The 16,340-nt window shown below is 51.2% G+C and carries 12 protein-coding genes and 1 other annotated feature; all 12 genes read left to right on the forward strand.

The annotated features are described in order from the left end of the window. Window positions 1-3 precede the first annotated feature (3 nt). The 12 genes from ccsA to K331_RS0121125 all read left to right on the forward strand — a co-directional run bounded on the left by ccsA (window position 4) and on the right by K331_RS0121125 (window position 16,219). Window positions 4-831 carry a cytochrome c biogenesis protein CcsA gene (ccsA, locus tag K331_RS0121070; RefSeq protein ID WP_028591815.1) on the forward strand — a complete coding sequence of 276 codons (828 nt, stop codon included), beginning with the start codon at window positions 4-6 and terminating at the stop codon, window positions 829-831. Between the two features lie 4 nt (window positions 832-835). After that, on the forward strand, window positions 836-1,480 hold the full coding sequence (locus tag K331_RS0121075; protein WP_028591816.1) for a precorrin-2 dehydrogenase/sirohydrochlorin ferrochelatase family protein: 645 nt from the start codon (window positions 836-838) through the stop codon (window positions 1,478-1,480). Between the two features lie 24 nt (window positions 1,481-1,504). Beyond that, window positions 1,505-2,434 (forward strand): hydroxymethylbilane synthase, encoded by a 930-nt coding sequence (hemC, locus tag K331_RS0121080; RefSeq protein ID WP_028591817.1) that lies wholly within the window; start codon window positions 1,505-1,507, stop codon window positions 2,432-2,434. Window positions 2,435-2,439: 5 nt separating this feature from the next. Beyond that, on the forward strand, window positions 2,440-4,002 hold the full coding sequence (gene cobA, locus K331_RS0121085) for a uroporphyrinogen-III C-methyltransferase (protein WP_028591818.1): 1,563 nt from the start codon (window positions 2,440-2,442) through the stop codon (window positions 4,000-4,002). A gap of 36 nt (window positions 4,003-4,038) precedes the next feature. Continuing rightward, window positions 4,039-5,049: a porphobilinogen synthase gene (gene hemB, locus K331_RS0121090; protein WP_028591819.1), complete on the forward strand. Its 1,011-nt coding sequence runs from the start codon at window positions 4,039-4,041 to the stop codon at window positions 5,047-5,049. Window position 5,050: 1 nt separating this feature from the next. Continuing rightward, a complete protein-coding gene (gene hemL / locus K331_RS0121095; RefSeq protein WP_028591820.1) occupies window positions 5,051-6,352 on the forward strand; it encodes a glutamate-1-semialdehyde 2,1-aminomutase in 1,302 nt (433 codons plus the stop codon). Beyond that, the gene (locus K331_RS0121100) at window positions 6,349-7,254 is read left to right on the forward strand and encodes an RluA family pseudouridine synthase (RefSeq protein ID WP_028591821.1); all 906 of its coding nucleotides are present in this window, start codon (window positions 6,349-6,351) and stop codon (window positions 7,252-7,254) included. The genes hemL and K331_RS0121100 overlap by 4 nt, the downstream gene beginning before the upstream one ends. A gap of 292 nt (window positions 7,255-7,546) precedes the next feature. Next, window positions 7,547-8,794 (forward strand): LysM peptidoglycan-binding domain-containing protein, encoded by a 1,248-nt coding sequence (locus tag K331_RS0121105; RefSeq protein ID WP_051289956.1) that lies wholly within the window; start codon window positions 7,547-7,549, stop codon window positions 8,792-8,794. 231 nt (window positions 8,795-9,025) lie between these two features. Beyond that, window positions 9,026-9,282, forward strand: a binding site (T-box leader). A 93-nt stretch (window positions 9,283-9,375) separates the two neighbouring features. Continuing rightward, window positions 9,376-12,042: a valine--tRNA ligase gene (locus tag K331_RS0121110; RefSeq protein ID WP_028591823.1), complete on the forward strand. Its 2,667-nt coding sequence runs from the start codon at window positions 9,376-9,378 to the stop codon at window positions 12,040-12,042. A gap of 150 nt (window positions 12,043-12,192) precedes the next feature. Beyond that, entirely contained in the window at window positions 12,193-13,572 is a 1,380-nt protein-coding gene (locus K331_RS0121115) for a bifunctional folylpolyglutamate synthase/dihydrofolate synthase (RefSeq protein ID WP_028591824.1), read from the forward strand. A gap of 9 nt (window positions 13,573-13,581) precedes the next feature. Next, on the forward strand, window positions 13,582-14,961 hold the full coding sequence (murC, locus tag K331_RS0121120; RefSeq protein ID WP_028591825.1) for a UDP-N-acetylmuramate--L-alanine ligase: 1,380 nt from the start codon (window positions 13,582-13,584) through the stop codon (window positions 14,959-14,961). 133 nt (window positions 14,962-15,094) lie between these two features. Next, window positions 15,095-16,219 carry an SPOR domain-containing protein gene (locus K331_RS0121125; protein ID WP_028591826.1) on the forward strand — a complete coding sequence of 375 codons (1,125 nt, stop codon included), beginning with the start codon at window positions 15,095-15,097 and terminating at the stop codon, window positions 16,217-16,219. The last annotated feature ends 121 nt before the right edge of the window (window positions 16,220-16,340 follow it).

A 16,340-nucleotide genomic window follows, 5' to 3' on the forward strand; every position in this document is an offset into this window, starting at 1 on the left:
ATATTGTCACCGGGTAATGGAATTTATGATGCCATGATGTACACATATGCCCTGAGCCTACTGTTTGTGTTCTCGGATTGCATTCGTCGTAATGCGACGGCCAAGCGGACGGGTACAGGGCTTCTTGTTGCTGTTCTGGTCCTGCAGCTGGCCTATCTGGGAGTCAGGACATGGACCGACGAGCATCTCCCTTTTTTGATAACGTATGACTTTTTGTTCCTGGTCTCATGCTTGCTCGTGGCGCTTTCCTTAATCATGGCTCGATTTCAGCGATCAGAGATGGTTGTACTGCTCCTGAATTTGATTGGATGTACAATCGTTGTCCTGAATAAGCTATGGTTTCGACCTGTGGATGATCCCTTGAGCACATGGCAGACTGTACATGGCTTTTTGATTTTGCATATTGTATTGGCTAACCTAAGCTTTGCTGCACTGACTGTCGGTGCTGTATTTGCCGCTTTGTACTTATTCTTGCATCATAATCTCAAGGGCAAACGGTGGAGTGATACCCTGCGGCGCTTACCGAGTCTGGAGGTGCTCGATCGCTACACACATACCTCATTGCTGATTGGAACGCCTTTGCTGATGGTATCTGTGTTCGTTGCCGTGATCTCGATTGTCGCTGAAGGTCGCTGGTTTCTGCTGCTGGATTCGAAAGTAATAGCCACAAGTGCGGCTATGTGTTTGTACATTGTTTTTTTACTTGTCAGGCGCTTCAAGAGTCCTTCGGGTGTCATTAATGCACGTCTGGCTCTGATCGGGTACGGGTTCATGATTTTGAATTTTGTGGTGAATTCCTGGTCAGCATTTCACCAATGGACAGGGGAGTAGAGGGATGTCACACATGATTCCTGTGATGCTGAATGCCAAGGGACAAACTTGTTATATTATCGGTGGGGGAAAAGTGGCCGAACGCAAAGCAGCCGGACTGGCAGACAGCGGAGCCTCCCTTGTCCTCATTAGCCCAACGCTTACGCCAGGTCTTCAAGCCATGGCCGAACAGAAGCAGCTCCGCTGGATCGCCCGAGCATATGCCGCCGGTGATTTACAGGGAGCATTTCTTGTATTTGCAGCTACAAATAGACCTGAAGTGAATGAGGCAGTAATGCGCGAAGCCCATCAGATGGGTATACTGGTGAATAGAAGTGATGATGCAACTGAGAGTACATTTATTAGCCCGAGCGTGCTACGTAGAGGAAGGCTTACAGTGAGCGTCTCTACAGATGGTGCTGGACCAGCGGTGTCCAGGAGGATCATGGCCCGGCTCGCAGAGCTATGGGGACCTGAATATGAGGAATATCTGGATTTCATGGCCCAAGTGAGGCAGCGTGTCAAGGAGACCATTCCTGATTCAGACACTCGAGCCAGGGTGCTGCGAGGGCTGGCAGAGCTCGAATTACCGGAGCCATCGGGCTCTGTGGAGTGGAAAGCTGCAGCAGAACAGGTGGAACGCTGGATTGCCCAGCAGCTTGAGCGCTGACATGCGAAATATGGGAGGACTGACATGAGAACGATTATTGTAGGAAGCAGACAAAGTGCGCTTGCCTTGACCCAGACAGGCTTTGTCATCGAGGACCTCAAGAAGCTGTGTACGCAGCATGGAATCGCCATGAACTTTGAGGTGCGCAAGATTGTGACCAAAGGAGATCGAATTCTGGATGTTACACTGTCCAAGGTTGGTGGTAAAGGTCTGTTCGTGAAGGAAATTGAGCAAGCATTGCTGGCTGGAGATATAGATATGGCTGTGCATAGCATGAAGGATATGCCTTCCGAGCTTCCTGAGCGCTTGGTGAATGGGGCAGTGCCAAAGCGTTTTGACCCCAGGGACTGTCTTATCTCTCGTACGGGAGGAGACCTGGACAGCCTTCCATTGGGAGCTAAGGTAGGTACAAGTAGCTTGAGGCGTTCCAGTCAATTGCAGGCAATGCGGCCTGATCTCAAGCTTGAACCTGTACGTGGCAATATCGACTCTCGCTTGAAGAAGCTGGAGACGGAGGGCTTCGATGCGATTATTCTGGCAGTAGCTGGCCTGCAGCGCATGGGCTGGGAGGACCGGATTAGTGCGTATTTACCTGAGCAGATATGTCTGCCTGCGGTCGGGCAAGGGGCACTTGGCATCGAATGCAGGGAAGATGATGAGGAGCTATTGGCCTTGCTTGCGTTGTATAATGATCAGGATACTGCGCTGACGGTAGCGGCTGAACGACGCTTTCTCAGCGAGCTGAACGGAGGCTGTCAGGTCCCGATTGGTGCTCATGCAACCCTGTCAGCGGAAGGAGTTATTGAGTTGACAGGAATGGTCGGCTCTCCAGATGGACAGATCATTCTGAAGGAGACACTTTCCGGCAACGACGCACAGGAACTGGGAACACGTCTGGCGAACAATCTGAAGAAGCAAGGTGCAGAAGAGATATTGGCAGAAGTTAGGGGCTGAAGGTTATGACGGGGAAGGTATATTTGGTAGGAGCAGGACCAGGTGATGCGCGGTTGATTACAGTAAAGGGCTGGCAATGTATTCAGAAAGGCGATGTGGTCGTCTATGACAGACTAGCGAGCCCTCGTTTGCTGAATCTAATGAAGCCGGGTGCACAAAAGATCTATGTAGGCAAGCTGCCTGATCGTCATACAATGAAGCAGGAGGAGATCAATCAGTTACTGGTTGATCTTGCTCTGGAGGGAAAGACTGTAGTTCGTCTGAAGGGTGGCGACCCAACGATTTTCGGAAGAGTGGGAGAGGAGGCGGGCCTTCTCCGCAAGCATTCCATTCCATATGAGATCATTCCAGGCATTACGTCTGCCATCAGCGTACCTGCATATGCAGGTATTCCAGTAACACATCGGGATCTGGCGTCATCGTTATCCATCATTACTGGACACGAGAGCCCTGACAAGCTGGATCGGAGTATTCATTGGGACAAAGTTACGAATGCTACGGGTACATTAATCTTCCTCATGGGGGTTGCCAAAATTGGATATATCAGCGAGCAGCTCATTCGTAATGGCCGTTCTCCTGAGACACCTGTAGCACTGGTTCGCTGGGGGACACGTGCGGAGCAGGAGACGCTGGTCGGTACACTGGCTGATATTGAGCAGAAGGTGCAGGAGTCGACCTTCAAGCCGCCAGCTGTCATTGTTGTCGGTGAAGTAGTCCGTCAACGCGAGCAACTGAAGTGGGCTGAATATATGCCTTTATTCGGGAAGCGTATCCTGGTTACGCGCACCCAAAAACAGGCAAGTAGCCTAGTACAGCAAATTGAGGATTTGGGCGGCGAGCCTTACGAATTCCCTGTCATTGAGACCATTATGCCAGACGAAGCTGAGGAACTGGAACAGATCAAGGAAGCCCTGACTCGATTGGAGACATATGACTGGGTATTTTTCACGAGTGTGAACGGAGTTGAATTCTTCTTCACCCATCTGGACCAGTTAGGACTGGATGTGCGGGCTCTTTACAAGGCAAGGATTGGCGCTGTTGGGCCGGCTACTTATGCTGCCCTACGCAGCAGGGGGATTGCGGCTGAGCAGGTAGAGGGACCCTTTCAAGCGGAATCCTTCATGGCTACCTTTGGCAAGAATATGCATGCAGGGCAACATGTGCTGCTGCCGCGCGGCGATCTCGCCCGCTCATGGCTTCCAGGCCAATTGATTGAGATGGGGCTAGAGGTCACGGAAGCTGCGGTGTATAAAACCGTTCCAACCCATGTCCATGATGATGAATTAATCAAGCTCATAGAGGATGGAGCCATTCATGCGATTACACTAACCAGCTCATCGACGGTGACTCATCTGCTGGAGGCACTGCGCCGGATGGGCATGGACAACCCGGAGGAGAAGCTGCGTGGAGTTACGCTGGCTGCGATCGGGCCCCTCACGGCTGAGACAGCAAAGCAGGCAGGCCTTGAGGTTGAACTGATGTCGGAGGAAGCGACCATCCCTAGTCTGGTCCAATGCTTATGTGATTGGAATGAACAAGCTTCAGCTTCGAGAGAACGGGAATTGTAGAAGGGACGCATTAGAAATAATAGGAGGTAGTACTTGATGATACAATCATTTGCTAGACATCGCCGCCTACGGCAGACGGCAGCACTGCGTAGCATGGTTCGTGAGACCTGGTTGAACCCTGCTGATTTTATACAGCCGATCTATGTCACTTATGGTGAGGGAGTGAAGCAGGAGATCAAGTCGATGCCGGGTGTATATCGGTTCTCACTTGATCAGCTGGGGCCAGAGCTTCAAGAGATTCATAGTCTTGGCATTCCTGCAGTGCTGTTGTTCGGCATTCCGGATACCAAGGATGATGTCGGTTCATCTGCTTACGATGAGCATGGCATTGTACAAGAGGCGACGCGTCTGATCAAAGCGCAGTATCCCGATCTGCTCGTCGTGGCTGATACCTGTCTATGCGAATTTACAGATCACGGACATTGCGGGATGGTACATACCTATGAGCAGGATGGTGTCCTGTGTGGCGATGTTCTTAATGATGAATCATTAGAGCTGCTGATCAAGACGGCCGTATCCCAAGCAAAAGCTGGTGCAGACATTATTGCGCCATCGAACATGATGGATGGTTTCGTACAGGCGATACGCCATGGCCTCGACGAGGCTGGCTTTACGCATATTCCCATTATGTCATACTCGGTGAAGTATGCTTCTGCCTTCTACGGACCGTTCCGAGAAGCAGCTGACTCAGCTCCGCAGTTCGGAGACCGCAAGTCCTATCAGATGGACCCGGCAAATGCTCGTGAAGCGCTGCGCGAGGCGGAGTCTGATGTGCTGGAGGGTGCTGATATGCTGATGGTCAAGCCTTCTTTGTCCTATCTAGATGTGATGCGGACGATTAAGGACCAGTTCGATCTCCCACTGGTCGCTTACAACGTAAGTGGTGAGTATGCGATGGTGAAGGCAGCTGCCCTGCAAGGATGGATTGATGAGCGGGCGACCGTGCTGGAGATTCTCACCAGTATGAAGCGTGCCGGAGCGGATATGATTATTACGTATTCAGCTAAGGATGCAGCCAAATGGCTGGCGGATGGAGGCAAAAAATAAAATGAGCAAACCCTTTGGAAGACATGATGATGGAAAATCAGCAGCAGCCTTTGCTGAAGCCAAGCAATATATTCCAGGTGGAGTGAACAGCCCTGTTCGCGCCTTCAAGTCCGTAGGGATTACACCCATTTACGTGGAACGTGGTGAAGGGGCCTATGTATACGATATTGACGGCAATGCTTACATTGATTTTGTCGGCTCGTGGGGGCCTCTTATTATGGGACATGCACACCCAGAGGTCGTTAAGGCGTTGCATGATACCGCGATCAAGGGCACGAGCTTTGGTGCACCAACACTGCTGGAGACCGAGATGGCGAAGCTCGTCTGCGAACGTGTGCCTTCTGTTGATATTGTACGGATGGTTAACTCAGGCACCGAGGCTACCATGAGCGCTATTCGTCTGGCGAGAGGCTATACCGGACGTAGCAAAATCCTCAAATTCGAAGGCTCTTACCATGGTCATGCTGACAGCCTGTTGATCAAGGCAGGCTCCGGGGTAGCTACACTGGGACTGCCTGACAGCCCGGGTGTACCAGAAGGCGTAGCTAGCAATACGATCACGGTGCCTTATAATGACGAGGCTTCTGTGTCTCTGGTCTTTGAGAAATATGGTGAGGATATCGCAGCCGTCATTGTTGAGCCCGTAGCGGGAAATATGGGGGTTGTTCCTCCGCTGCCAGGATTCCTGGAGAGCTTGCGCCGATTGACTGAGCAATATGGCAGTCTGCTTATTTTCGATGAGGTCATGACAGGGTTCCGTGTCGGCTATCATTCAGCTCAAGGGCGTTTTGGCATTACCCCGGATCTGACGTGTCTTGGCAAAGTCATTGGTGGCGGTCTTCCGGTCGGTGCCTATGGTGGACGAAGAGAGATTATGGAGCAGATGGCACCAGCTGGCCCGATCTATCAGGCGGGAACGCTGAGTGGCAATCCACTGGCTATGGCAGCAGGCTACACCACACTGAGTCTACTCACGCCAGAGATATATGACCAATTGGAGGAGCGGGCCGCTAGACTACAGGAGGGCTTCGAACGGAATGCGCGGGAGATCGGAATTCCTGTATCCATTAACCGTGTCGGCTCTATGGTGTGTCCGTTCTTTAACGACAAGCAGGTTACAAATTATGATGTGGCACGTGCAAGTAATCCGGATCATTTCCGTCGCTACTTCGCGGAAATGGTGCGTGAGGGAGTCAGTGTGGCGCCTTCTCAGTTCGAGGGCATGTTCGTATCGGCAGCGCACACTATTCAGGATATTGATGCCACGATTGAAGCCAACTATAATGCGCTGAGACGTCTATGAGCTGGCGGAAGAGCTGGAAGCGACGCGGACCGTGGCTAGAGCTGACTCCTGGCAAGGAGGTCACTTCAAGTGAGGACAAGCACCTTGCCGCAGAGCGTTGGATACAGGGGCAGCTTGGCATGCCTGAGAAGCTATACCGTAGATTACAGCACGATAAGCTTTTCCTGCTAGCCGGGGATCGATTGCGGATACAGTTGTTCCCTGAGCTGGACTACGGCGTGGAGCCGAGGTGGCATGAGCTGACGGTCCTGTACGAGGACGACTTTTGTCTGGTCGTGCACAAGCCTGCCGGCATGCCTGTACATCCGGATGGAGGAGCGGGAGATGGCCCTGTCACTCTGGATCATGCGGTGGCATCTTATTATGAGATGAACGGGATTCGGACACCTGTGCGGCATATCCACCGTCTGGATGTGGACACGACAGGTCCTGTGCTGTATGCGAAGAATGGCTTTGCCCAGCTCAAGCTAGACGAGCAGATGAGGAGCAAGGAGATCCACCGCCGCTATGTTGCTATTGGTCAGGGTAAGGTGCCGAAGGCTCTTGTTCGGATTGATGAGCCGATCGGTAAGGATCGACACCATAAGCAGAGACGGCGCGTATCGACTACCGGTCAAGAGGCAGTTACCCTTGTGCAGACTGAGGAATATCTGCAAGGAGCTACTCTTGTACATCTGACTCTGGAGACAGGCAGGACCCATCAGATTCGCGTACATATGAGTCATGTTGGGCATCCGCTGCTAGGTGACGTGTTGTACGGAGGTCCGTCATTACAGATGCGGAGGCAGGCACTTCATGGTGAGGAGCTGACATTCCAGCATCCGATCAGTGGACAGGAGATACTCGTCCATGATCCTTGGCCATCGGACTTTCGAGAGTTATATGATCGCTTGAAGCTATAGCAAATTACTATTTATGCAGATAGATCAGTGCTAGACTTACCCGATTAGCAAGGCAGGCAGGAAGGACTTCGTCCGAGGCCGCTTGTCAGGGGAAGTGTGGCACTGTTCTTTTTTGTTAAGAAGAGACCTATAACGTATTCAGCATTGGGCTAATCACGAGGGTTCTTTTTGCAAAAGATGGCATGCTCTTCTTTCTGGTGCATATACATGAACCGAACGAACAATGGTTGGATTAAGGACTATCCGCACAGGCAATGAACATGCGGAAGCTCCCGAAAGGAGGATGCTATCTATGCAAGATAGGCCCTATGGCTTGCGTTTTGATATCTATGAACGTATCCATCTGACGGAGGAAGCTGCGGGCATAGCAGAGTTAGAGGAAATTGAGCTGCTGCCGCGGATTCAGGTTGTTGAGCAGGAGGATCAGGCGGCGTTACGCGGACATTTGCTGCTTGAAGGGGTATATCGGGGAGAGGAAAATGAGCTCCAGAGTCTTACTCATCTCATCCCTGTGGAGATTACGATTCCTATGAACCGGGTCAGCAGTGTAGAGGACATCTCGGTAGAAATTGAAAATTTCGATGTGGATTTGTTGTCTTTGCGAAGTCTGAATATTACCGGGGTGTTGTCACTCCATGGGGTGGAAGGGATAGAGCCAGCCGACTCTTCTGTCTGGGCCGATGATGAATTTACGGTCGTGCATACACCGCAGCCTCCCACAAATCTTGTGCAGCAGCGAGAGGAAGTACAGGAGCAACAGAGTGAGCCGGACTCTGCCTCTGTGGCATCATCAACGACTGCTCCAGAGCAATGGAGTCCTCATTTTGGCGATTCTGCTGCACATAGCTCTTCTACGTCAGATAAACCGGCTGCAGAACAGTCATCGAATAAGCCACAGGTCTGGCAGTTCGAGAGTGCCTCTCATGCGAGAGAAGAAATTCGTGAGCCTGACAGGCCATCTGGTACATCCCAAGCGAACACGGATGCTGACCATTCGCCATGGAGTGAAGAACGGGAGCAGCAGGTGGAAGTGGATGAGCGTGATCCTTCCTCCGATATTCAGGTAGAAGACTCCGATGCTGCGGTATCCGCTCTGTCTGAATCCGAACTACAGAACGAGCAAGAAGAAGTGACTGCAGCTGTAGATTCATCCTCAGAGGACAAAAAGGAAATGAAGGTGGCCTTCGGCAGCAAAAAGGATGTTCTGGTTACCGAGCTGGAGGCTGTCCCATTCTCTACATTGCTGCCAACCTCACGGGTATCCAAGGAGCCGCCTGCTACGGAAGCAACGGAGGCAGAAGCACATGCTGAGCAGGAGCCAGAGGATTTCACAGCAGCAGGTGGTCGGTGGAACTCCCTGTTCCAGCGCAGTGAAGGGGAGCAAGGCTCCTTCCGTAAGCTGAGGCTATGTATTGTGCAGCGGGAGGAGACACTGGAGACCATTGCCGACCGCTATGAGCTAAGTGTACGTGAGCTGCAGCTATACAACAGGCTTACAGAGCATGGGGTGGAGGAAGGACAGGTATTGCTCATCCCATGATGTATGGACGGGGCGTGAGCTTGTAGCCTCTATGCAACTTGTGTCTGAGTTTTTGAATTATGCCTTCTACTAGAGCTCTGAAAAGACAGCTATACTCCGTGTAAAAGGCAATGCGGGGCTTTGGATATTGACTAACAGCATTCAGCAAGTTATGATGTGGTATAGCAACTGGAGAGATGATGTGCTTGACATCACGCGCTTTGAATAGCGCAAGGTCATCTGCCAGCTATACAACAGACATTGAACGGGAAGAGTAGGCAGTGAGCCCTTCAGAGAGCGGAATTGTAGCGCTGTGAGGTTCCGCAGGATGCAGCTGGCCGAAGTCGCCCGGGAGTCGCTTGTTTGAACCCGCCGAGGCAAGATGCGTATTAGAACAAGCCGGGGACGGCCGTTATCCGTAGAGTGTCACAACCTTGTACCCCTATGGGTCAGTTGCAGGGATGTGAAACAAAGGTGGTACCGCGAAAGAACAGCCTTTCGTCCTTTGAGGATGGAGGGCTTTTTTTATTTTCGTCCCCATATATGCATGGTATTGAATGCGGATTAGAGCACGGAAACCAATTACGTTGGAGGGAATAGATATGTCAGAGCAAGAGCACCAAGCAACAACCGAGATGCCGACAACCTATGATCCGAAATCGGCGGAGCAAAAGTGGTATAAGTACTGGATGGATGGAGGATATTTTCGTGCAGGACGTCTGCCAGAAGCAGAGCCGTTCTCGATCGTTATCCCGCCTCCAAATGTGACAGGAATGCTGCACATCGGTCATGCCCTCGATTTCACTTTACAGGATATTATTATTCGTACGAAGCGGATGCAGGGCTATGATGCACTGTGGCTGCCGGGAGCAGACCATGCAGGGATCGCTACACAGACCAAGGTAGAACAGCAGCTTCGCGCTGAAGGGCTGACACGCTATGATCTAGGACGCGAGAAGTTCCTGGAGAAGGTATGGGAGTGGAAAGACCTTTACCTGAACAATATCCATAGACAATGGGAAAAAATGGGCTTCTCTCTGGATTACTCCCGTGAACGCTTTACGCTGGACGAGGGTCTATCCAAGGCCGTTCGTGAGGTGTTCGTCAAGCTCTATAATAAAGGCTTGATCTATCGCGGCAAGCGGATCATTAACTGGGACCCTGTGGCTCGTACAGCCCTGTCTGACATTGAGGTAGAATACAAGGAAGTGAATGGTCACCTGTATCATCTGCAATACCCGCTGAAGAATGGCAATGGGCATATTACGGTGGCAACGACACGTCCTGAGACGATGCTGGGAGATGTGGCCGTAGCCGTTCATCCAGAGGACGAGCGCTACAAGGATATGATCGGCCAGATGCTGGTCCTCCCTATTGTGGGTCGTGAGATCCCTGTCATTGCTGATGATTATGTAGATAAGGAATTTGGTAGTGGCGCAGTCAAGATTACGCCTGCCCATGACCCTAATGACTTCGAAATGGGGCAACGCCATCAGTTGCCACAGATCAATGTGATGAATGAAGATGGATCGATGAATGAGGAAGCTGGCAAATATCAAGGTCTCGACCGTAGTGATTGCCGGAAGCAGATCGTCGCAGACCTTAAGGAACAGGGGGTGCTGATTCGCATTGAGGATCATGTGCATCAGGTGGGACATAGTGAGCGGACGAATGCTGTAATCGAGCCTTACTTGTCTACACAATGGTTCGTGAAGATGAAGCCGCTGGCGGATGCTGCTATTGAAGCGCAAAAAGGCGGTAATGGTGTACAATTCGTACCGGATCGCTTCGAGAAAATCTATCTGCACTGGATTGAAAATATAAGAGACTGGTGTGTATCCCGACAACTATGGTGGGGCCACCGAATTCCAGCCTGGTATGACGAGGAGACTGGCGAGATTATCGTCAGCGCTGAGGATCCTACGACACTGCCAGAGTATGCGGGACGCAAGCTGAAGCAGGACGAGGATGTGCTCGACACTTGGTTCAGCTCAGGGCTGTGGCCGTTCTCTACCATGGGGTGGCCTGATGAGACAGAAGACTTCAAGCGCTACTACCCGAATAATGTACTCGTAACGGGCTACGACATTATTTATTTCTGGGTAGCACGGATGATCTTCACCGCTTTGGAATTCACTGGACAAAGACCGTTTGCGGATGTATTGATTCATGGACTTGTTCGTGATGCGGAAGGACGCAAAATGTCTAAGTCACTCGGCAACGGGGTAGACCCACTGGAGGTCATTGAGAGCTATGGCGCGGACGCCATGCGCTACATGATCTCGACAGGCAGTACGCCTGGGCAGGACCTGCGCTTCCGCATTGAGAAGGTGGAGCAGGCTCGTAATTTTGCCAACAAGATCTGGAATGCTTCCCGCTTCGCTCTGATGAATCTGGAAGGCGTAACGTATGAGGATATTGATATTACGGGTGAACTCAGTACGGCAGATCGCTGGATCTTGCATAGACTGAACGAAACTTCACGTGATATTACGCGTCTAATAGATGCCTATGAATTCGGGGAGACTGGACGTCTTCTGTATAACTTCATATGGGATGATCTCTGTGACTGGTATATTGAATTCTCCAAGCTCACACTATATGGAGAGGATCCAGCAGCCAAGAAGAAGACGCAATCCGTCCTTGCTTATGTACTGGATCGTACACTGCGCATGATTCATCCGTTCATGCCATTTATTTCCGAAGAAATCTGGCAGCATTTGCCGCATGAAGGGGAGACCATCACACTTGCCTCCTGGCCAGTATATGATGCTGCCCTGGAGAACGAAGCAGCGGTAGCCGAGATGAATCATCTGCGTGATGTGATTCGCTCGGTGCGAAATATCCGTGCTGAAGTGAATGTTCCGATGAGCAAGAAGATTGAGCTGCAGGTGAAGGCAGCGGATTCGCATATTCTGGATATTCTGAGCCGTAATGGAGAGTACATTCGTCGCTTCTGCAATACCTCCGATTTCTTGCATGGAATTGAGCTGAATGTACCAGACAAGGCGATGTCTGCAGTAGTAACCGGAGCAGAGCTCTATTTACCGCTAGCGGGTCTGCTCGATATCGGACAGGAGATTGCCCGACTGGAGAAGGAGCTTCAGCATCTGAACAACGAGGTGCTGCGTATTGACAAGAAGCTGTCTAATGAGGGCTTCGTGGCCAAGGCACCAGCGAAGGTCATTGAGGAGGAGCGTGCCAAGCATGCAGACTACTCTGATAAGCGGGATAAGGTAATCGCTCGTATCCAGGAGTTGAAGGATTAACACACGCTTGTTGATGAATAACAACCACTTTGCTGACAAACCCCCATGGTCTGAGGTGCTTGTCAGCAATTTGGCTGTGTAATTTGGTACGGCTGGAAGAGAGCTGGCTGTAGCAGCGTGACAAATAATAGCGACCTGAAGGTGAAAAGCATGTCTGAACAGTACGAGGCTCGCGGGTCAACGGGACCCTTACACACATATACTGAAGCAGTTGACTGGATTAATGGTCTGATTCCATTTGGCATCAGACCTGGCCTGGAACGAATTGAACGGTTGATGACCATGCTGGGTGAGCCGCATCGACATCTGAAGTTCATCCATGTAGCTGGAACCAACGGCAAAGGCTCTACCTGCGCGATGCTTACATCTGTGCTGCTGGAGAATGGTTACGATGTTGGGACTTTTACCTCTCCCTACATCACCAAATTTACAAATCGTTTTCAGTTTAACGGAGCTGACATTTCCGAATCGGATCTTGTGATGCTGTCCAATCGTCTGTACCCATTGGTACAGGAAATTGCGGAGACAGAGCTTGGCTCCCCCACCATGTTCGAGGTAGCTACGGCCCTTGCCATTTTGTATTATGCAACAGTTACTTTTCCTGATGTTGTGGTATGGGAGACAGGGCTCGGGGGAAGGATGGATGTTACCAACATTGTCACCCCGATTGTATCGGTGATTACCAATATCGGCTTCGATCATACGGATATTCTGGGGGATACGCTGGAGCAGATTGCTGGAGAGAAGGCGGGGATTATCAAATCCGGTGTGCCAGTCGTGAGCTGTGTCACTCAGCCGGAAGCTCTTGAAGTGATTCGGAGGACTGCCATTGCCAAGGGGGCTACGCTCTATCTTGCTGGTGAGCATTTCATATATGAGCTGCTTGGCGGCGATGAGCATGGACAGAGCTTCCGCTTTGCTGGTCCGTTCAGAGAATTGGAGATTTCGATCACCATGCTGGGCGAGCACCAATGTACGAACGCAGCCGGTGCTATGATGACACTGGAGGTACTGCGCCAGTATATGGCCTTCGTACTTGACGATGAGCCGTTGCTAGAGGGCTTCCGCAAGACTCACTGGGCGGGGCGCTTGGAGCTGTTATCAACGGAGCCGAGAATCGTCGTCGATGGTGCGCATAATCCTGAAGGGGCAGAGTCACTTGCCAAGAGCATTCCTTCGCTGTTCAAGTACCGGAAGTTGATTTTCATGATGGGGATGCTTGCGAACAAGCATCACGAAGCTTATCTCAAGCATATACTGCCACTAGTGGATACGCTTATCCTGACCGAGCCCGATTTTCGCCGCAAGATGGATGCCGGAGAGCTGGCAGACCTGGTGGATAGATTGCGCCCATTATATGCAAAACAAGATTTACAAGTCATTGTGGAACGAGACTGGAAGCAGTCGCTTGAGCTGTTGAAGTCGCGTACAGAAGAGGGGGATCTAGGAGTCGTGTCCGGCACATTGTATCTGATTTCCGATGTGCGTGCGACTCTTGTGCATCAGACCGATTCGGAAAAAGGTTGGTGAAATTTTTTGTTGAATACTGCAGAACATGTTCATTTTATCGGTATCGGCGGTTATGGAATGAGCGCCATTGCACGGGTCATGCTGGAAATGGGGTACACGGTGACCGGCTCAGACGTTGCGGCACAGGAGCTGACCGAGAAGCTGGCAGCAAAGGGTGCAAAAATATACATTGGCCATACAGCGGAGCATGTACATGGTGCTGATCTGGTCGTATATTCAACAGCGTTATCACGTGATAATGTGGAGCGCGTAGCAGCTGAGCAGTTGAATATACCTACACTGCATCGATCACAAATGTTAGCACGGCTGATGAATGAACGAAAAGGCGTAGCTGTTGCTGGAGCTCATGGCAAGACAACGACCTCTTCGATGATCGCTCTCGTCATGGAACGTTGCGGAACAGATCCCACATACATTATCGGTGGAGAGATTATGAACGTGGGCACCAATGCCAAGGCTGGCACGGGAGATTGCGTCGTTGCTGAGGCGGACGAGAGCGATGGCTCCTTCCTGCAATATCATCCGTGGTTAGGGATCGTTACGAATATTGAAGCGGATCATCTTGAGAACTACAATGGGGATTTTGCCGAGCTCAAGAAAGCTTATGTCCAGTTCCTGAATCAGATTAGACCTGAGGGAACGGCTGTCGTATGTGCGGATGACGCTAATATTCAGGAGCTTAGCTCGCAATTGACGACTCGTCTGACGACCTACGGAATCGATTCCGAGGCGGAATACACTGCAACCGATATTCACCTGGGAGATCGTCAGGTATCCTTTATGATGAATCATAAAGGTCAGCCGCTTGGTGTGATTCGGCTGTCGGTACCTGGACGGCATAATGTGTATAATGCCATGGCTACAGTCATTGCTTGTCTGGAGGCAGGAATTGAATTCAGCCGTATTGCCGAGGCGATCGTAGAATTTAACGGGGCCAAGCGACGCTTTCAAGTGCTGGGTGATTATAATGATATTCTGGTTATTGACGATTATGCTCACCATCCTACGGAGATTGAAGCCACGATCAGCGCTGCACGAGCTACAGGGAAGCGTATCGTTGCTGTATTCCAGCCACAGCGATATACCCGTACCTTCTTCCTGCTGGATGCGTTCAGTCGTGCCTTTGGCGGAGCGGATGAGGTCATCATAACCGATATTTACTCTCCAGCCGGAGAGAAGCAGATTGAAGGAATTCACTCCTCCAAGCTGGTAGAGCTGATTGTAAGTAATAGCAATGCTAATGCTCGCTATCTGCCTACCAAGGAGGCCGTAGTGGAGGAGCTTAAGCAGCGAATTCAGCCGGGAGACCTTGTCATTACGATGGGAGCCGGAGATATCTGGAAGGCTGGGGAAGCCCTTGCTCAGTATCTGAAGGGGCGTTTGTCCTAGACTACAACTTGAAGTGTCCTGTCGTCGATTTATTGGCGGCTCAGGGCACTTTTTTTTGAACAAAACAGTCATAAAACGAGAATGCGGTGCATACAACTTGATATGAGGCTTAAAGGGACAAGGGGTGTGTACCGTGAATAATTCCAGAATGACGTTCCACTTCAATCAGCCAGAGGCTGATCCATCGAAGCAAACGACGCATGGTTCTGCTGACAGACTGCGACAGGTCCGGCAAGAGCCGACTGAATCCTTAGTGACGAAGCCTGCTGTGAAAAGCATAGAAGAACTCGAAGACAGTCCATCCAAGGTGGACAAAGTGCCTGTACCGGGTCATGAGGACTGGGACGACCCGTTTGGGGCATCGGCCTCTTCATGGTCTTCCCCTGCTTACTGGAGAGAAAAGGTAGGTCCTGTTGCACGAGTTCGTCGTACCTCACCCTGGAAGATTGCTGGGTCAGTAACCAGTGCTTTGATGACGGGTGCCTTGTTCGGCTATATTGTGCTGGCAATCTTCGGTGATAGCAGCAGTGTGCAGGCACCATCACTTGAGAATCAGGCTGCTGTTCCTGTATTCTCACAGGAGCAGGGCACACTCGCTGATCTTACCGTTCCTCCATCATTTCCTGTGGTGGAGGCGAAGATATCTCCAAGCTCTTATTATATGCTTCAATATGGTGTGTTCAGCTCGGAGGAACGCGCCCTGCAGGCTGCTACAGAGCTGGCCGCCGCTGGTGTAGCCTCTGGAAGGGACGCTCTTGAGGATAACAGGGTATATGCCGGAATCTCTCCTGACCGGGAGCAGGCGAAGCTGCTGGGAGGGCAGATGAAGACGCAAGGCATGGAGCTGTATGTCCGCCAGTTGGATCTTCCTGGAGCAGACAGACTTGCTTTTACGGGGACTTCGGACGGAGCAGAGGAATATTTTACGGTCAGCACCGAGCTTGTTCACAGTCTGACAACCTTGTCTGCCTCATTGCTTCGTGTGGCGCAGCCTGGTGAGGTGCAAGACTCCACCATGTCAGAGCTAGAGAGTATACATCAACGCTGGACAGAGAGCGTTACTGTATTGTCCAAGGGGATTCCCGGCGAAGCGAAATCGCTCGTAGAGGGAGAACTAATCAAGTCGATGAACAGTGCGATGTCGGCTTTGTCGGAGTACAACAAGAATAAGGCGAAGGAGCATTTATGGGAGGTACAATCCTCCATGATGAAGTATGTTTTTGGACAGCGGCAGCTCCTGGAATTCATCAAACAATAGCCAAGTGTCCCATGATCCGGCACGGAACTGGAAATACTTCCCCGTGTCGGATTTCTGTTTGTGTTGCACCTGAAATCACCGTATAATAATATGGTGTAAAAAAATGGCGAGGGAAGATCAG

The organism is Paenibacillus massiliensis subsp. panacisoli DSM 21345 (assembly GCF_000426545.1).
Taxonomy (GTDB): Bacteria; Bacillota; Bacilli; order Paenibacillales; family Paenibacillaceae; genus Paenibacillus; species Paenibacillus panacisoli.